The organism is Candidatus Poriferisocius sp., from assembly GCF_965204145.1.
In the GTDB taxonomy this organism is placed as follows: domain Bacteria; phylum Actinomycetota; class Acidimicrobiia; order Acidimicrobiales; family Bin134; genus Poriferisocius.
In genome coordinates, this window is record NZ_OZ241977.1 from 1,006,855 (window position 1) to 1,024,974 (window position 18,120).

Annotated in this window: 19 protein-coding genes; all 19 read left to right on the plus strand. The window is 64.5% G+C overall.

The genetic code is table 11. From position 1 onward, the window contains the following. Window positions 1–2 precede the first annotated feature (2 nt). The 19 genes from prmC (at window position 3) to ACOGI7_RS04570 (ending at window position 18,074) form a co-directional block, all read left to right on the plus strand. Window positions 3–875 carry a peptide chain release factor N(5)-glutamine methyltransferase gene (gene prmC, locus ACOGI7_RS04480; protein ID WP_419850719.1) on the plus strand — a complete coding sequence of 291 codons (873 nt, stop codon included), beginning with the start codon at window positions 3–5 and terminating at the stop codon, window positions 873–875. A 2-nt stretch (window positions 876–877) separates the two neighbouring features. After that, window positions 878–1,411, plus strand: a complete 534-nt coding sequence (locus ACOGI7_RS04485; RefSeq protein WP_419850720.1) for an L-threonylcarbamoyladenylate synthase — start codon at window positions 878–880, stop codon at window positions 1,409–1,411. After that, on the plus strand, window positions 1,408–2,418 hold the full coding sequence (locus tag ACOGI7_RS04490; RefSeq protein ID WP_419850721.1) for a molybdopterin-dependent oxidoreductase: 1,011 nt from the start codon (window positions 1,408–1,410) through the stop codon (window positions 2,416–2,418). The genes ACOGI7_RS04485 and ACOGI7_RS04490 overlap by 4 nt, the downstream gene beginning before the upstream one ends. Window positions 2,419–2,479: 61 nt before the next feature. Then, window positions 2,480–2,938, plus strand: a complete 459-nt coding sequence (gene rpiB, locus ACOGI7_RS04495) for a ribose 5-phosphate isomerase B (protein WP_419850722.1) — start codon at window positions 2,480–2,482, stop codon at window positions 2,936–2,938. A gap of 35 nt (window positions 2,939–2,973) precedes the next feature. Next, complete coding sequence (gene glyA / locus ACOGI7_RS04500; protein ID WP_419851458.1) at window positions 2,974–4,185, plus strand: serine hydroxymethyltransferase; 1,212 nt, start codon at window positions 2,974–2,976, stop codon at window positions 4,183–4,185. Between the two features lie 27 nt (window positions 4,186–4,212). After that, a complete protein-coding gene (locus ACOGI7_RS04505; protein ID WP_419850723.1) occupies window positions 4,213–5,319 on the plus strand; it encodes a glycosyltransferase family 4 protein in 1,107 nt (368 codons plus the stop codon). Between the two features lie 99 nt (window positions 5,320–5,418). Beyond that, window positions 5,419–5,709: an AtpZ/AtpI family protein gene (locus ACOGI7_RS04510; RefSeq protein ID WP_419850724.1), complete on the plus strand. Its 291-nt coding sequence runs from the start codon at window positions 5,419–5,421 to the stop codon at window positions 5,707–5,709. Then, window positions 5,702–6,148 carry an ATP synthase subunit I gene (locus ACOGI7_RS04515; RefSeq protein WP_419850725.1) on the plus strand — a complete coding sequence of 149 codons (447 nt, stop codon included), beginning with the start codon at window positions 5,702–5,704 and terminating at the stop codon, window positions 6,146–6,148. The genes ACOGI7_RS04510 and ACOGI7_RS04515 overlap by 8 nt, the downstream gene beginning before the upstream one ends. Further along, the gene (atpB, locus tag ACOGI7_RS04520; RefSeq protein ID WP_419850726.1) at window positions 6,145–6,912 is read left to right on the plus strand and encodes a F0F1 ATP synthase subunit A; all 768 of its coding nucleotides are present in this window, start codon (window positions 6,145–6,147) and stop codon (window positions 6,910–6,912) included. Before ACOGI7_RS04515 ends, atpB begins: the two co-directional genes overlap by 4 nt. Window positions 6,913–6,945: 33 nt before the next feature. Then, a complete protein-coding gene (atpE, locus tag ACOGI7_RS04525) occupies window positions 6,946–7,194 on the plus strand; it encodes an ATP synthase F0 subunit C (RefSeq protein ID WP_419851459.1) in 249 nt (82 codons plus the stop codon). Further along, window positions 7,191–7,943, plus strand: coding sequence for a F0F1 ATP synthase subunit B (atpF, locus tag ACOGI7_RS04530; protein WP_419850727.1), 753 nt, complete (start codon window positions 7,191–7,193; stop codon window positions 7,941–7,943). Before atpE ends, atpF begins: the two co-directional genes overlap by 4 nt. Window positions 7,944–7,947: 4 nt before the next feature. After that, window positions 7,948–8,472, plus strand: a complete 525-nt coding sequence (gene atpH, locus ACOGI7_RS04535; RefSeq protein WP_419850728.1) for an ATP synthase F1 subunit delta — start codon at window positions 7,948–7,950, stop codon at window positions 8,470–8,472. Between the two features lie 45 nt (window positions 8,473–8,517). Further along, a complete protein-coding gene (gene atpA, locus ACOGI7_RS04540; RefSeq protein WP_419850729.1) occupies window positions 8,518–10,143 on the plus strand; it encodes a F0F1 ATP synthase subunit alpha in 1,626 nt (541 codons plus the stop codon). A 3-nt stretch (window positions 10,144–10,146) separates the two neighbouring features. Next, on the plus strand, window positions 10,147–11,082 hold the full coding sequence (locus tag ACOGI7_RS04545; protein WP_419850730.1) for a F0F1 ATP synthase subunit gamma: 936 nt from the start codon (window positions 10,147–10,149) through the stop codon (window positions 11,080–11,082). Window positions 11,083–11,096: 14 nt separating this feature from the next. Beyond that, window positions 11,097–12,524, plus strand: coding sequence for a F0F1 ATP synthase subunit beta (gene atpD, locus ACOGI7_RS04550; RefSeq protein WP_419850731.1), 1,428 nt, complete (start codon window positions 11,097–11,099; stop codon window positions 12,522–12,524). A gap of 8 nt (window positions 12,525–12,532) precedes the next feature. Further along, a complete protein-coding gene (locus ACOGI7_RS04555; protein ID WP_419850732.1) occupies window positions 12,533–12,784 on the plus strand; it encodes a F0F1 ATP synthase subunit epsilon in 252 nt (83 codons plus the stop codon). A gap of 91 nt (window positions 12,785–12,875) precedes the next feature. Continuing rightward, a complete protein-coding gene (locus tag ACOGI7_RS04560) occupies window positions 12,876–14,567 on the plus strand; it encodes a GmrSD restriction endonuclease domain-containing protein (RefSeq protein ID WP_419851460.1) in 1,692 nt (563 codons plus the stop codon). Between the two features lie 223 nt (window positions 14,568–14,790). Further along, on the plus strand, window positions 14,791–16,449 hold the full coding sequence (locus tag ACOGI7_RS04565; RefSeq protein ID WP_419850733.1) for a hypothetical protein: 1,659 nt from the start codon (window positions 14,791–14,793) through the stop codon (window positions 16,447–16,449). Between the two features lie 20 nt (window positions 16,450–16,469). Beyond that, window positions 16,470–18,074, plus strand: a complete 1,605-nt coding sequence (locus ACOGI7_RS04570; protein ID WP_419851461.1) for an Eco57I restriction-modification methylase domain-containing protein — start codon at window positions 16,470–16,472, stop codon at window positions 18,072–18,074. The last annotated feature ends 46 nt before the right edge of the window (window positions 18,075–18,120 follow it).

Sequence of the window (18,120 nt, forward strand, 5' to 3'; positions counted from 1 at the left end):
GCTTGACGGCCCCGCGGGCTGTCTGGGGCGATGTGGCCAAAGACGCCGCCCGTCGCCTGGGGGACGCGGGCATATCAGATGCGAGGGAGCAGGCCCGCCGACTGGTGGAGCAGGCGTCGGGGTACGAGGGCGGCGAGTACTTCGTCGGCCTGACCAAGGTGCCTGCCCAGCGTCAGATGGCCTACCTGGACTCGATGCTGGCTCGCCGGCTGGCCGGGGAGCCGCTGCAGTACGTGCTGGGCCGCTGGGGGTTTCGGGGATTGGACCTGATGGTGACCCCGGCAGTGCTCATTCCGCGCCCGGAGACCGAGACCTTGGCCGGGTTGGCGGTTGCCGAGTTGGCCCGCCGCAACCCGCCCGGTGGCCTGGCGGTGGACTTGGGTACGGGCAGCGGGGCGGTGGGCTTGGCAGTGGCGGCGGAGTGCGAGACGGCCCGAGTAGAGCTGACCGATGTGTCGGTTGAGGCGCTGGCCGTGGCCCAGGCCAACTTGGCCGGATTGGGCCGGGCCGCGGTGCGGGTATCGGCCCATTTGGGATCGTGGTTCGAAGCCCTGCCCGAGTCTCTGATCGGGACGGTTGATGTGGTGGTGTGCAACCCGCCGTACGTGTGCGACCACGAAGAGCTGCCCTCAGAAGTGGCCGAATGGGAGCCGACGATGGCCTTGCGGGGCGGTCCCGACGGGCTGGATGCTGTTCGCCGAATTCTGGCCGACGCTCCCCGTTGGCTGAGCCCGGGGGGCTCGATGCTGCTGGAGCTGGCACCCGACCAAATGGACGCCGCCGCGGCCATCGCCCGAGCCGGCGGGCTGGCCGTCGAGGCGGTGCACCCTGATCTGGCCGGGCGGGACCGGGTGCTGCAATGCCGAGGCCGTTGAGCATGGAAGGCCCAGCCGAGCTGGTGGAGATGGCCGCGGCCGAGTTGCAGGCGGGACGGGCGGTGATCATTCCCACCGACACGGTGTATGGACTGGCCGCCCTGCCCGATAACGTGGACCTGCTGTTCGAGCTCAAACAGCGCCCCGCCGACAAAGCGGTGGCCATCTTGGTGGCCCGCCCTACCGATGCCGAAGAGCTATTCGACCCGCTGCCTGCCACCCGGCGGCTCATGGAAGAGTGCTGGCCGGGGGCCCTCACCATCGTTCAAGACGGCCGCGGCGTGCGCTGTCCCGACCACCTGCTAGTGCAGGCCCTGGCTGCGGCGGTCGGGCCCATCGCCACTACCAGTGCAAATCTGAGCGGACAGCCCACCCCCCACACCGCGGCGGAAGCGGCCGCCTCATTTCCCACCGTGCAGTTGGTTATCGACGGCGGTTTGTGCCAAGCCCCTGCATCCACCGTCGTCGAGGTGACCGAAGACAGGGTCTCAGTCCTTCGCCAAGGGGACGTGGTTGTTGAGGGGATGGCGGATTGACCCGGTCCGAGAGCGCCGCCTCGCGAGGTCGCAAGACCAACTTGGCCTTGATGATCACGCTGACATTGGCCTTGATAACCGGTGGTGCCTCCTTTTTGCTCGGGAGTTCTTCCACGGCGTGGCTTGTGACCTTGCACGGCGTGCTCGGATTCGTCGTTTTGGTTCTGGCCCGCCCAAAGTCGCCGGTTGTGCAACGCGGCCTCAGTCGCCGTCGTCCCAATCGCTTTGCCTCTATTGCGCTGGCCACCGTGGTCGCCGGTGCGCTGATCACCGGGGTGATCCACACGCTCGACGTCTGGGAGCCGTTCGGGGTGTGGTCGCCCATCGGCCTGCACGTGATCTTCGCCATCGGCGCCGTGCCGCTGGCGATGCTGCACGTTGTGACCCGCCCTCAGCGGGTCCGCCCGATAGACCTCTCCCGACGCACATGGCTTCAAGCGCTGGGAGTGGCCGGGATCGCTTTTGGGCTTCGTTCGGTCTTTGATCGATGGGTTGCGGCCGACCGGCGCTTCACCGGCTCCCATGAAGTGGGCTCGGGCCAGCCTCGGCAGATGCCGGTGGTGCAATGGTTCAACGACTCGCCTCCTCGCATCGACCCCGCCGACTGGGTGCTCCGCGTGCGGGGATCGGTCGAGCGAGACGTGGACTATGAGGAGCTTGTTGCCCACACCACGACCAAGGAGGCAACGCTGGACTGCACCAACGGGTGGTACAGCACGCAGGACTGGACCGGGGTCATGGTGTCGGAGCTCCTCGGTCCGGGTGCCAGGGGCCGCAGTCTGGAGGTTCGCTCGGCCACCGGCTACACCCGCCGCTTTCCCCTCGGCGACGTCGACAAGATGATGTTGGCCCATCAGCTGGGCGGGAAGCCGCTGTCGCGTGGTCACGGGGCTCCGGCCCGCCTGGTGGCCCCTGGGCGGCGGGGGCTCTGGTGGGTGAAGTGGGTGACCGAGATCAGAACCAGCGACCGCCCCTGGTGGTTGCAATCGCCGATCTCCTTCACCTAGGAGTTGGGAGATCGCAGTAAAGAGTCATCAAACAGGCAGCGGGCTGGGTAGATTGGCCCCTATGGCGCGTATCGCCGCCGGGGCCGACCACGCTGGAGTGCAGTTGAAGGATGCGCTGGTGGCCCATTTGCGGGAGTTGGGCCACGAGGTGATCGACTGCGGAACCCACGGCCCCGATCGGGTTGACTATCCCGATTTCGGGGAGGCCGTGGCCCGCAAGGTGGCCTCCGGCGAGGCGGAGATGGGGCTGTGCGTGTGCGGCACCGGCATAGGGATCTCAATGGCGGCCAACAAGGTGCCCGGCGTGCGGGCGGCAACGGTCCACGACGTGACCTCGGCCCGGCTGACCCGGGAGCACAACGACGCCAACGTCATCTGCCTGGGCGAGCGGCTGGTCGGCCCCGAGCTGGCCAAAGACGCGCTGGATGCCTTCTTGGAGGCGTCATTCGAGGAGGGCCGTCATGTGCCCCGGGTAGCCAAGATCGATGCCCTATTGCCCAATGAAGAGGTAGCCCCGTGATCTGGCCGGATAGCAGCAACGACCCGGTGTTCGACATGGTCCGCCGGGAGGTGGAGCGCCAGAACACCACTGTGCAGCTCATCGCCTCGGAGAACTTCGCCTCGCCCGCGGTGCTCAGCGCCACCGGATCGGTGCTCACCAACAAGTACAGCGAGGGGTATCCCGGTCGCCGCTACTACGGCGGCAACATGGTGATCGACGAGGTTGAGTCCATCGCCCGGGAGCGGGCCACCGCCCTGTTCGGCGCCGACCACGCCAATGTGCAGCCCCATTCAGGGGCCAACGCTAACCTGGCGGCCTATTTGGCGGTGCTGGAGGCGGGGGACACCGTGCTGGGCATGAGCCTGGACCACGGCGGTCACCTCACCCACGGCTCACCGGTGAACATCAGCGGGCGCACCTACCGGTTCGTGGCCTACGGCGTGACCCCCAGCGATGAGCGCATCGACTACGACCAGATACGGGATCTGGCCCTCGAGCACCAGCCCAAGCTCATCGTCGCCGGCGCCACCGCCTATCCCCGCATCATCGATCCGGCGCCGTTCCGCGCCATCGCCGACGAGGTGGGCGCCCTGTTCATGTTCGACGCGGCCCACATCGCCGGGCTGATCGCCGGGGGCATGCACCCCAACCCGGTGCCCCACTCCGACATCGTCACCTTCACCACCCACAAGACGCTGCGCGGCCCCCGGGGCGGGGCCATCCTGTGTACCCAGGATCTGGCCCCGGCGATAGACAAGGCTCTGTTCCCCGGCCTTCAGGGCGGCCCCCTGGAGCATGTGATCGCGGCCAAGGCGGTGGCTTTCGGCGAGGCCGCAACGTCGGAATTCGCCGACTATGCCGCCCGAATCGTGGAGAACAGCGGCGCGCTGGCCAAAGGCCTCGCTGAGGAGGGGTTCCGCATGGTGTCGGGCGGTAGCGACAACCACCTGTTGCTGGTGGATCTGCGGACCTTTGACGAGGACCTAACCGGCAAGGTGGCCCAAGAGGTGCTCGACCGGGCGGGCATCACCCTCAACAAGAACACCGTGCCCGATGATCCTCGCTCCCCGTTTGTGGCCAGCGGGGTGCGGATCGGCACTCCGGCCACCACCACCCAGGGCATGGGAACGGTGGAGATGGGCCTTATCGCAGACATGATCGGCCGCACCTTGCGCCAGCGCGACGACGAAGGCACCGTCGCCGAGGTCCGATCTGAGGTTGCCGACCTCTGCGGACGGTTCACCCCCTATTCCCTGGCCGGATAGGCGCGGAACAGGGCGCCTCCGAACGCCATGGCCCCCGGTATTGACAGCTATCTGGTCGTCTTCGCCGTAGCCGCGGGGGTCACCTTTGTGACCACGCCGGTGCTGCGGCGGTTGAGCGAGCGCTGGGGCTTGATGGTGGAACCCGATGCCCGCCGTGTCCACGAGCGCTCCACGGCCGTGCTGGGCGGTGTGGCCATGTTCATCGGTTTTCTGTCGGCCATGGGAGTGGCCTGGCTGCTGGGAGACTTCGACGTGGTGTTCGCCACCGCTTCAGAACCGGTGGGAATTGTGATCGCCGCACTGGTGATGATCGTGTTCGGCACCTACGACGATGTCAAAGAGATGTCGGCACCGGCCAAGGTGGCCTCCATGGTGCTGGCCGGCAGCGTCCTGTCGTTTGCCGGAGTGACCGTGCTGAACCTGCGGCTGCCAGTGCTGGACGCGCTGATCCTGTCCCAGGACCTGGCCTTTGTGGTCACGGTGCTGTGGCTGGTGGCCATCGCCAATGCCATCAACCTGATCGACGGCCTCGACGGTCTGGCCGCGGGCATCGTGGCCATAGCCGGGCTCACTTTCTTCGTGTACTCCATCAAGCTCACCGATGAAGAGGTGCTGTTGCCCAACAACATCGGGCCGCTAGTGGCGATCATCGCCGCCGGGGTGGCGGTGGGCTTTCTGCCCCAGAACTTCCACCGGGCCCGCATCTTCATGGGCGACGGCGGGGCGCTGTTTCTGGGCACGCTGCTGGCCGCCTCCACGGTCTCGGTGGGTGGTCGCAGCAGCGAGCCGTTCGCGGGCCAGACTTATTTTCTGTTCGCCCCCATGCTCATCCCGCTCATCATCCTGGCCGTGCCGGTGGTGGACGTGCTGTGGGCCGTGCTGCGGAGGACCCGGGCCCGCACCAGCATCACCACCCCCGACAAGGAGCATCTGCACCATCGGCTGATGAGCCTGGGCCACGGTCATCGCCGCAGCGTGTTGATCCTCTGGCTGTTCACCGCCTTGATGTCCACCCTGGTGCTGTATCCCACCTACACCGGGGAGGGGGAGGTGATCATGGTCCCGGCCGCCGCAGTGCTGGTGCTGGTGCTCTACACCGTTTTCCACCCCATCCTGCGCCGCCGCACCCCCTGAATTGATTTCTTGCTGGGCCGGTCTGATGATTTGGCCCGGTAGCCTGGTACGCGAAACCATTTTGGCGAGGCCAATCCGCTTGCCATAGGGGCCCAATCCGTGCCAACTGCAATGACGCAGAATCGCCAGCTACACGACCGCCAGAGCGCGGGAGACGCCCTCTCCATCGCCTTCGAGTTGGTGGCCACCCCGGCGGTGTTCGCCTTCTTCGGCTGGCTCATCGACGGCGCGCTGGGAACAAGGCCGTTGTTCACATTGGTGCTCTGCCTATTGACTGCGGCTTATGCCGGATGGAAGGCGTTTCGAACTTACAGCGATCGCATGGAGGCCCACGATCGCAACCTGCCCAGCCGCCGAGCTGAATCGACTTCGGAGGGTGGCGATGGCTGAGCAAGCTGCCCAGCAACCGGCGATGGGCGAGGAGGCGCCGGAGCGAGCAATAGCTATCGACATGGTTCGCCGAGGCCTGATCGGCGGTCCGGTGCTGGTGGGGGTGTGCGCCGGGGTATGGGGGCTCGACGGTCTGTGGTCGAGCGGCTACGCCCTCGGGCTGGTCCTGGTCCACTTCTGGCTGGCTGCCTCGTTCATCACCTGGTCGGTGCGGATTTCTCCCACCATGTTGATGGCCGGGGTAATGGGCGGGTACTTCATCCGCCTGGGGATTCTCATCGGGGCCTACTTCCTGGTGCGCAATACCGGATGGTTTGAAACGCTGCCGTTTGCCATCACACTGTTCGTGGCCTATAGCGTTCTGCTCGTTTGGGAGACCCGGTATGTCTCCCTATCCCTCGCTCACCCTGGCTTGAAGCCGCAAGGAGCCCGTTCGTGAACATCTTCGCCTTGGACTTCCCCCCGGTATCGCATCTGTTCCAGTGGCCCGACATCTTGTTCGCCGGCAACGACTACATCGGCCTCAACAAGACCGGGTTGATCTATATCGCTGCGCTGCTGCTGACCGCCGGGCTGTTTTGGGCGGCGGGCCGGCGCCGGTCGCTGGTGCCCACCGGGGCGCAGACTGTGGCCGAGGCGGGCATAGAGTTTGTCGAGAACAGCATCATCATGCAGACCATCGGCCCCGACGGTCGCCGGTATCTGCCCTTCTTGACCACGCTGTTCTTCTTCGTCTTCTTCAGCAACATCTTCGAGGTCATCCCCTTCATCCAGTTCCCGGCCAACTCCCGCATGGCCATCCCGCTGGCTCTCGCCTTGGTGGTGTGGGCCATCTACCACGTGGTGGGCATCCGGGCCCAGGGCTTCTACCAATACTTCAAGGGGGCACTGTTCCCTCCAGGAGTGCCCAAGGCGCTCTACGTCTTGGTGACTCCTATCGAACTGCTCCAGATTCTGCTCATCCGCCCGTTGTCTCTGGCCATCCGGCTCTGGGCCAACATGGTGGCCGGCCATTTGCTGCTGGTGACCTTCGCGGTGCTGTCGGCCGCCCTCTGGGGGACCCTCTACGTGCCCGCAGTGCTGCCGTTTGCCGCGCTGATCTTGGTCACCGCGTTCGAGATCTTCGTCTCAGCCCTCCAGGCCTTCATTTTCACCATTCTCACCGCCGTCTACATCGGCGGATCACTACACCCCGAGCACTAGGAGACATTTACCTTGCTAGCACTCATATCCACCATCCTTGCCCAGCTGACCGGCGACGGTGAGGCGGGCCTGAGCGCCATCGGCGCTGGGCTCGGCTACGGCCTCGCCGCCATCGGACCCGGTATCGGTATCGGCATCGTGGTGGGCAACGCCATCACCGCCATGGCCCGTCAGCCGGAGTCAGCCGGCGTGGCTCGGACCACGATGTTCTTGGGCATCGCCTTTACCGAGGCGCTGGCTCTCATCGGATTCGTCGTCTTCATCCTCCTCTATTCAGCATGAGCCGGCGGCTTTGGGCCGCGGCTGCTGTGATAGTGGCCGTGGTGGCGCTCAGCGCGTCGGCGGCAAGTGCCGCGGAGACGGTGGGATCGTGCATTCTCGATGAGATTGCTGCGGCCGAATTCGAAGGGATCGAGGGAGAGGGCTTTACCGCGGCCAAGAACCTGAAGACGCTGGCCGCGGCGGGCGACGAGCACGCCGAAGAACTCAAAGTGGCCCTTGGCGACGACCTTGAGGGCTGCTTTGATGCACCCAACCCGATCATCCCGGAGGTCAAAGAGATCGTCTGGGGCGGCTTGGCATTTGTGGTGCTGCTGGCGTTGATGTACTGGAAGCTGTTCCCGGTGGTGAAGAACCTCATGGACCAGCGCACCCAGCGGATCCAGGACGCCATCGACGACGCCGACCGTCAGCGAGCCGAGGCCGCCGAGGTCAAGGCCAACTATGAGGCCGAGCTAGCCGACGCCAAGACCGAGGCCGCTCGCATCGTGGACGAGGCCCGGGAGCAGGCGGGGGCGGTGCGAGCCGACCTCCAGGCTCGGGCCGAGGCCGATATCTCTGAGATGCGGGAGCGGGCCGCGGCCGACGTGGAAGCGTCCAAGCGCCAGGCCATCGCCGACTTGCAGTCGGAGGTGTCCGACATCGCCCTCGGAGCCGCCGAGGCAGTGATTGGTCGCAGCTTGGAAGACCCCGAGATGCAGCGCCAGTTGGTCGACGACTACATCGCCAGCGTGGGCGCGGGCCAGGACTGAGCTAATGGCTGAGCGATCTGCCAGCTACGCCGATGCCGTGGCCGCAGTGGCCCGGGCCGAGGGCAACCTCGACCTGGTGGCCGACGAGCTCTTCCGCGTCGCTCGGGCGCTGGAGGGCTCCGACGAGCTGCGCATGACGCTGTCCGACCGGCAGGTGCCCGCCGCTCGCCGCCAGCAGATCGTGGAAGACCTGCTGGGCGGCCACGCCTCCGACACCACCACCGCCATGGTGTCCATGATCGTGGCCGCGGGGCGGTCGTCCGATCTGGCCGGCATCGCCCGGGAAGCGGTGGAGATCAATGCCCGCGACCGGGGCCGCTCAGTGGCCGAAGTGCGGTCTGCCGTGGCCCTGTCCGACGACCAAGCCGAGCGGCTGGCCGCCGCGCTGAGCGCGGCCACCGGCCATCAGGTGGACATCAAGGTGATCGTCGATCCCAGCATCATGGGCGGCGTGGTGGCCACCATCGGCGATGAGGTGATCGACGGTTCGGTGCGCCACCGCCTGAGCCAGCTCCGGGACACCTTCTAGTCCTGTGAGCATGACTGTGAAGAACATTTCTTACCGAGGAGAGCAATGGCAGAGCTGACCATCGACACCGGTTCCATCGCCGAGGCCATCCGCCGAAACCTGGAAGGGTTCCAACCTGAGGTCGAATTGGCCCAGGTGGGGCGGATCACCGAAGTGGGCGACGGCATCGCCCGCATCTCCGGGCTGCCCGGCGCGGCGGTGAACGAGATGCTTGAGTTCGAGAACGGGACCATCGGCTTGGCCCTGAACTTGGACGAGGATTCCATCGGCGCGGTGGTACTCGGCGAGGTGGACGAGATTGAAGAGGGCCAGGCGGTCCGCTCCACCGGCGACATCTTGTCGGTTCCAGTGGGCGATGCCCTTTTGGGCCGGGTGGTGAACGCCTTGGGCGAGCCGGTGGACGGCAAAGGACCCATCGTCGGTGCCGACACCCGCCGCATGGAGGTGCAGGCGCCCGGCATCACCGGCCGCAAGCCGGTGCATGAGCCCATTCAGACCGGCATCAAGGCCATCGACTCGCTCATCCCCATCGGCCGGGGTCAGCGGGAGCTGATCATCGGCGACCGCAAGACGGGCAAGACCACTGTGGCCATGGACACCATCTTGAACCAGAAGGGTCAAGGGGTGAAGTGCGTATACGTGGCCATTGGCCAGAAGGCCTCCACTGTGGCCCAGGCGGTGGCCACGCTGGCCGAGCGGGGTGCCATGGAGTACACGGTGGTGGTGGTGGCCCCCGCCTCCGATCCGGCCCCATTCAAGTATCTGGCCCCCTACGCCGGCTGCGCCATGGGCCAGCACTGGATGGACAACGGCGGACACGCGCTGGCGGTGTACGACGACCTGTCGAAGCAGGCCGAGGCCTACCGCCAGATGGCGCTGCTGCTGCGCCGCCCGCCGGGACGGGAGGCCTACCCCGGCGACGTGTTCTACCTGCACAGCCGGCTGCTGGAGCGGGCGGCCAAGCTGAGCGACGAGCGGGGGGCGGGGTCGCTGACCGCGCTGCCCATCATCGAGACCAAGGCCGGCGACGTGTCGGCCTACATCCCCACCAACGTGATCTCCATCACCGACGGCCAGATCTTCTTGCAGGACGACTTGTTCAAGTCGGGAGTGCGGCCCGCAGTGGACGTGGGTATCTCGGTGTCCCGGGTGGGATCGGCCGCCCAGATCAAGGCCATGAAAACCGCGGTGGGCACGCTCAAAGCCGACCTCCAGCAGTTCCGCGAGCTCGAGGCCTTCGCCGCCTTCGGCTCTGACCTGGACGCAGTGTCCCAGGCCCAGCTCGACCGGGGTTACCGCCTCACCGAGTTGCTCAAGCAGGGCATCCAGACGCCCATGCCGGTGGAAGAGCAAGTCGTCTCGCTGTACGCCGGCACTCGGGGATACCTCGACAACATCCCCGTCGAAGACGTGGCCCGCTTTGAGTCTGAGCTGCTGGAGTGGGTCCGGGCCCGCAATGCCGACCTGATGTCGGCGGTAGTGGACACCGGCGCGGTGGACGAGGATGCCTTGGAGGCCGCGGTGTCGGCCTTTGCCGCCCAGTTCGAGTCATCGGCCGAGCCCGAGGGCGACGAGCCCGACGCCGAGGCGCAGGCCGAGGCAGCATCCGGTGTGGTGGACGCCGACCACACGCTTCCCGAGACCGACATCCAGCGTCCCGAGGAAGACTGATCTATGCCGGGTGGTCAAGAGAGGGCGCTTCGCCGGCGGATCTCGTCGGTGCAGTCCACCAAGAAGATCACCCGTGCCATGGAGCTGATCGCCGCCACCCGGGTGGTGAAGGCCCAGCAGCGGGCCCACGCCGCCCGGCCCTATTCAACGAAGCTCACCAGCGTCATCGAAGACGTGGCCGCCGGCGGGGCCGAAGCCTCGCATCCGCTGCTGGAGCGGCGCGATCCGGTGCGCCGGGTGGGGTTCGTGGTCATCACCTCCGACCGGGGTCTGGCCGGGCCGTACAACAGCTCGGTGATCAAGGCCGCCGAGCGGGAGCTGATGGACGCCCAAACCAAGGGGCAGGACTACTCGCTCATGCTCATCGGCAAGAAGGGCCAGGACTACTTCCGGTTCCGCAACTACCGGATCGACGAGGCCTTCACCAGCATGAGTGACACCCCCACCTACGACGACGCCCGCCAGGTGGCCGAGATCGTGGCCGACCGGTTCGAGTCGGGCCACATCGACGAGGTGATCTTGGCCTACATGGAGTTCTTCACCATCGGAACCCAGCGAGTGGCGGTGCGGCGCTTTTTGCCGCTGGAGAGCATCGACGTGATCGCCGCCGCCGGAACGGGCGAGCTGCGGGCCGCCTTCGAGTTCGAGCCCTCCCCTGAGGGAGTGCTGGAGTCGCTTTTGCCCCGTTATGTGGAGTCGCGGCTGTTCTCGGCGCTGCTGGACGCGGCCGCCTCCGAGCACGCCAACCGCCAGCGGGCCATGAAGGCGGCCACCGACAACGCCGAGGAGCTGATCACCAAGCTCACCCGGGCCATGAACCGGGCCCGCCAAGACGCCATCACCACCGAGATCATGGAGATCGTCGGCGGTGCCGAAGCTCTCAAAGAAGAGGACGATGACGGTGACATCGCCGATCTCCTCGCCACCGCCAACCAGTAGGAGAAGAAGCACAGATGTCGGAGAACCTCAAAGACGGCCGGGTGGTCGCAATCGCCGGCCCGGTCATCGACGCCGAGTTCCCCCCAGACGCCCTGCCCGAGATCAACACCGCCCTCGAGTTCGACGTGAACGTCGATGGAGAGACGGTGACCGTGAAGGCCGAGGTGGCCCAGCAGATCGGCGAGGGCCGGGTGCGGGCCATCGCCCTGAAGCCCACCGACGGCCTCACCCGGGGCACGGTGGTGCGCAACACCGGACAGGGCATGACCGTGCCGGTGGGCGACGTGACCCTGGGCCATGTGTGGAACGTGGTGGGAGATTGCCTGGACACCGACCGCAGCACCCTGGACGTGGACGAAGAGTGGGAGATCCACCGGCCGGCCCCGTCGTTCGATTCCCTGGAGCCGTCCACCCGCATGTTCGAGACCGGCATCAAGGTCATCGACTTGCTCACCCCTTACAAGGAGGGCGGCAAGATCGGCCTGTTCGGCGGTGCCGGCGTGGGCAAGACCGTGCTCATCACCGAGATGATCAACCGGGTGGCCACCCAGCACGGCGGCGTGTCGGTGTTCGCCGGGGTGGGCGAGCGCACCCGTGAGGGCACCGACCTGTTCTTGGAGATGGAGGAGTCGGGCGTTTTAGACAAGGCCGCTTTGGTGTTCGGCCAGATGGACGAGCCTCCCGGCGTGCGGCTGCGGGTGGGCCTGGCCGGGGTGACCATGGCCGAGTACTTCCGCGACGTGCAGAACCAGGACGTACTGCTGTTCATCGACAACATCTTCCGCTTTGTGCAGGCCGGCTCCGAGGTGTCCACCCTGTTGGGCCGGATGCCGTCGGCGGTGGGCTACCAGCCCACGCTGGCCGACGAGATGGGCGAGCTCCAAGAGCGCATCACCTCCACCCGGGGCCGCTCCATCACCTCGTTGCAGGCCGTGTACGTGCCCGCCGACGACTACACCGACCCGGCGCCGTTCACCTCGTTTACCCACTTCGACGGCACCACCGAGCTGAGCCGTGACATCGCTGCGCTGGGCATCTACCCGGCGGTGGACCCGCTGGCCTCAACCTCGACCATCCTCACTCCCGAGGTGGTGGGGGACCGCCACTACGGCGTGGCCCGCCGGGTGCAGGAGATCCTCCAGCGCTACAAGGAGCTTCAGGACATCATCGCCATCTTGGGCCTCGACGAGCTGTCGGAAGAGGACAAGGTGATCGTGTCCCGGGCTCGCAAGGTGCAGCGGTTCTTGTCCCAGCCCATGTTCGTGGCCGAGGTGTTCACCGGCCTGCCCGGCGTGTTCACCCCCGTCGGCGAGACGGTGGACTCGTTCGAGGCGCTGGTCAACGGCGACTTGGACGACCTGCCCGAACAGGCCTTCTTCATGGTCGGCGGTGCCGAAGACGCCCACCGCAAAGCCGCCGAACTCGAGGCCCAGGCAGCCTGATCGTGGCGATGAACGTCGAGCTCGTCTCCCCCGAGGAGATCGTCTACACCGGCGAAGCCGAGATGGTGGTGGCCCGCACCACCGACGGAGAGATCGCGTTCCAGCCCGGCCACGTGCCCTTCCTGGGTGTCCTGGTGCCCAGCGACGTGCGGGTGTACACCACCGACGGCGCCAAGACCACCATCGCCGTCGAGCGCGGCTTCGTGGAAGTCTCCCACGACAACGTCGCCCTACTAAGCGACTCCGCCGTTTTGTCCTAGCCTCTAGTCTCGAGCCTCGTGGTGCCGCAACAGGGATCGAACTCGACTCACTGGCTGCGGTCGGCGGTCGGGTCCGCTTGGAGATGTGGACGTGGAAGCGCGTAACCGGACGCTTACAGACTGGTTCACCCGGGTTCGAACCGGTCAGGTTTTGCTGCCGAGGTTCCAGCGCCACGAGGCCTGGGGTCATCGTGAAATTACATCTTTGCTTGAGAGCGTGCTGCGTGGTCTGCCTACCGGAGCTGCGCTTACGCTTGAAATCGGAGATGACCCGCCATTCATAGCGCGAACCCTCGTGGGTGCACCGGCTCCAACCGAGCGAGTTACTGAGCACCTTCTCGATGGACAGCAGCGCTTGACTGCACTGTGGCGCGCACTGCATGACGACTACGACGATCGGACTTACCTCGTGGGCATCGAAGACGACAATGACGGAAACGCGACGACCATCGTGCGCGCCGAGCCCACCTACGACAAGAAGGGCCAGAGGTATCCGCTTTGGCTTGAGGATCCTGCAGAGTGCTGGAAGCGAGATTGGATTCCGTTGTCGTTGTGTAGGCCAGGTATTCCGGATGACGATGTCAATGCGTGGGCGTACGCAGCAGCGGACGGCGACAGCCGCGAGGCCTGGGCAATCGACAAGACGATCAGTCGTTACTCCACGACGATCGGAGCCTTCAATATTCCGTTTCTGAGCCTCCCCCCAGGCACTCCAAGAGAAACGGCACTCGACGTGTTTATCAACATGAACACGAGTTCAGTGAAGCTGCGTTCCTACGACATCGTCGTTGCACAATACGAGGCTGCGACTGGAGAGTCGCTTCATGACCAGGTGGCTGAACTCGAGGCTGCTGTACCGCGACTCGCGTCCTATCGAGAAGCTGAGAACCTACTCCTCGATGTCGCAGCCCTCAGGGAGGACCGAACTCCCAGCCAGGCCTCTTACCACCGACTTGATCTGCGACACCTTTCAGAACAGTTCGAAGAGCTGACAAGGGGGGCCGCATTTGCTGTCGGAGTCTTAGAAGCTGAAAGCATCTTTGACTCGGATCGTCTTCCGACCGTCGCGGTGCTACCTATCCTCGGCGCACTCGAGCCGCACGTACCCAAAGGGGGGGACGAACGAGGCAACGCTATGTCGCTGATTCGCGCCTACCTGTGGCGTTCGTTCACCACGGGCCGATACGAGGGCGCGGCAGCCACCCGAGCACTTCAGGACCTCCGCGGGCTGATCGATGCGCTCAGAGGTGGTGACAACTCGGCCCCGATCTTTGATGAGGAGCTATACCACCTGCCCCAGCCCGAAGAGCTTGTCAGAGCCCGCTGGCCGAAAACGCGCCAAACCCTCGCGCGAGCCATGCTCTGCGCAAGCCTTCGGCGAGGTGCATTTGATATTGCAGACGGTGCCAAAGCAACACCCGGCAACATGAACTCCCGCGAATACCATCATCTCTTCCCTGACGCCTATCTCGAACAAAAGGGTGACCTTGAGTCAAGCGAGATTGACCGAGCGCTGAATTGCTCGCTCATCACGTGGACCACAAACCGCCGCATCGGCGCTAAACCTCCACTTACCTACCTTAAGGAGCGCATCGAGCTCGGGTCGCTCGGAGAAGGTGAAGTACGCCGGCGGCTCGAGTCACACCTCATTCCCTGGGACGAGTTCGTCAGTTCCTCAGGGGATGATGTGGCAGGGTCGTATCGAAGCTTCCTTGAGGCGAGGTCGATACTCGTCGCCGATTACCTCACCGACCTATGCCACGGGCGTGAACCGAACACATGAGCGGGTTTGACCAGCCCTAACCCTCGATCCAACACCATATATTCGATCAACCCTGATTCATCTCTAACCCGTCGGCCTGCTCGACCTAGATAAGCATTTCATGATTTAAATCTGGCTAGAATGTGATCTCGTGCTGGGCGCAACGATGCGTGTGTTTTCCCTGGCAGCAAGGCAGAGGTAGAGGGTTGGTTGCGAAATGCCAGAGCCAGTCGAGTGGGAGGACATGCGACGGTTGCTCGACTCTGGCAATTTCGGGCGACTGTTTCGGGAGGTGCTGCTGTGGCATGGTCCTCCTGACGGGCAGCGGGAGGACCGTCCGCTAAGGGGGGTGAACCCGGCCGCAGACTGCGACGACGACGGGATGGTTGCTCGAGCGGTGGCCGAGATGCGCGGGGTCACCGTGTGGGCAGTTACCTGTGTGCAGATCCCTACCCGGGCGGGACAGCATCGGGTGGTTCGTGACCTGGGTAAGCAGTCGGGCGACCGGTTGGTGGTGTTCATCGCCGGAGACGAGCAGCTTTGGCTGTGGCCCGAACAGCGGCCCTCCGGCACCGGCCATCGGCTAGTGGACCACTACTACCGGAGGGGCCGGGGCAACGACGCCTTGTTGCAACGGCTGGAGCGGGTTCGGTTCACCGTGGCCGAGGGCCGCACGCTCACCGGCCCGCAGGTGCTCAACCGGGTCCGCCAGTCGTTCAACGTTGAGAAGGTGACCAAGAGCTTCTACAAGGAATTCCAGAAGCATCATCAGCGCGTTACCGCCGGTATCGAGGGTATCCACGAAAGCCGCAGCCGGGACCGGCGCTGGTATGCGTCGGTGCTGTTGGATCGGCTGATGTTCATCTACTTCATCCAGCACAAGGGATTCATGGCCGGCGATCCCGGCTATCTGCGGACCTGTCTGGGCAAGGTGCGTGACCATTTCGGTGCTGACCAGTTTTACGCTTTCTTCCGCCAGTTCCTGCTGCCGCTGTTCTACGAGGGGTTGGGGTCGCCGCCGGCTGAGCGGGTCTGGGACGATCCGGTGGCGGAGCAGATTGCCGGTGACGTGCCCTATGTGAACGGGGGGCTGTTCGAGCAGCATGCGCTTGAGCGCGACTACGACGTGCAGATTGCCGACACTGTGTTCGAGGAGTTGTTCGACTTCTTTGACCAGTGGCGTTGGCATCTTGACGAGAGCCCAACCGGGGAAAACAACGAAATCAACCCCGACATCTTGGGGTTTATCTTCGAGCAGTACATCAACTACACCGACAAGGGCCAGAAGGAAAAGGGCGCCTACTACACCAAGCCCGACGTCACCGGATACATGAGCGCCACGGCCATTATTCCCGCTGTGGTCGACCGACTGGTGGCGGCTGGTTTGGAAGACCCTTGTGTGCTCCTGCCCGGTTCCGGCGAGCGCTACCTGCATGACAGCCTCGGGTTCGGGGTGGGCAAGCCCCTTCCCGAAGGGGAACTTCCGCCGTCCGAGTTTCCCGACGAGTCTTTGGATCTTGCCTTGCCCGGGGAGCGTTGGTGCGATGTGACTCACCGGCGTAAGCGACATGCCGAGTTGGTGGAGCTTGTGGACAGCGACGGGGTGACCGGTATCGACGACGCGGTGACTGCCAACCTGGACATGGCCGGTCTGATGACCGACTACTTCAACTCACTGGCTTCGGCCGATGAGTGCCAGCAGGCGTTTGAGGTGCTGCAAGGGCTCACGGTGTGCGACCCCACAGTGGGATCAGGGGCGTTCTTGCTGGCTGCGCTCGACGTGCTCGACCCCATGTACACCGCGGTATTCGACCGCGCAGATGAAATTGCCGCGGGGGGGGGGTCAATGCCCAATTCCTGGAGGAGGCCCGAGGCCATCGCAGCGACCGCTATTGGCTGCTGAAGACCATCTGCCTCAACAACCTGTACGGCGTCGACCTGATGGGCGAGGCCGCGGAGATCGCCAAGCTACGCCTGTTCTTGAAGCTGGCCGCCCAACTCGACGACGCCACGCTCATGGAGCCTCTGCCCGACCTGGACTTCAACATCAAGTCGGGCAACCTGCTTGTGGGTATAGCCGACCCCGACGATGCCCAGCGACGCTTTGGTGCCTCTCTGCTGTCGGCGCCAGGCCTAGCAACAGCCGAGGAGGCCGCTCAACAAGCCGCTGAGGCTTACGACGAATTTGCCGCCGCCCAATTGGCTGAGACGGCAGATGGGATCTCTCATCCTTGGGGTGACAGCGGCAAGGAACAACTAACCGCTCAGATCGACGCCGCCCGCAATCTGGCCGACAGTGCCTTGCACGAAATGCGGGACGAGTTGGTCGGCTTCGAGCATTGGCGTGAGTCGCACCAGCCGTTTCACTGGTTCGCCGAGTTCCCCTCGGTGTGGCGCGACCGCGGTCACGGCCGCGGATTCGACGTGGTCATCGGCAACCCGCCCTATGTCAAACCCGGCGCGGTAGACGGTTACACCTGGCAGGGCTACGAGACCCAAAACTGCCCCGACCTCTACGCCGTATGTACCGAGCGAGCCTCCACCCTGCTCAACGATCAAGGCCGCTTCGCCATGATCGTCATGCACTCCATTTGCTTCCACAAGAGGTTCTTATCACTGCGGGAATTTTTGGAACGGCAATTCCCAACTACTTGGGTTTCCACATATTGGGGAGGGAGGAGTGGCTTGTTTGCGGGCTCAGCCGGAGTGAGAAACTCCATCTTGATTGCCAAGCTCGGGGGCATGGAAGAGGGAATCTATACAACGACGTATAGAAGATGGTTAACGGAGGGAAGAGATTCGCTATTCCCTACTTTGGAATACGCCCATCCTTCCCTGAAGTTGTTTTCCGCTGGCCCTTCGCCGATGTGGCCATTTGTCGGACCAGGACCAGTTCTCGAATCTCTTACCTCGCTCGTTGAAAACTGCAATCAACTGAAAGATGTCTTGCAAAGGCGAGGTGACTTCCAGCTGGGCTACAAGACCACAGCGCTCTACCAACTCGGCGTGTATGTGGAGGAGCCACCAACTGTCGATCCCGTCACGCGATTACCTGCCTACACATCATCGCAGAGATCGGGGTGGTTCTATTTTGACAATTCCACACAGCAGCACCTGGCTCTGATGGTCTTGACAGGTCGATGGGCGTATCTATGGTGGCTGGCCTACGGAGACGAGTTCGATGTCACACGGGGTGTGCTGGCCGCACTCCCGTGTGACATCGAACGGCTGGCGTCTGCGGCAGCGTCGGGGGGCTTGCCCTCCGACCCCCCGTGTGACATGGAACTCGTAACTTTAGTCGAGCAGCTTTTGGCCTGTTCAGAGGCGCTACAAGCCGAGATGCCTAATCACATTCGGTGGATGGTGAAGGCAGGCGTTGATGTGGGTAGGTATGACCTTGGGGAGTTGCGCCACATCACCGACGAGGCCGATTGGTTGTTGGCGCAGGCGTGGGGGTTGACCCAGGAGCAATACGAGGCCGCGGGCAATCTCCGGGATCGGATGACGTTCGGGCAAAGGGAAGACTGAGCCGTGCCGCGCATTCTGGACAATCTCACCGCTGATGACGATGACT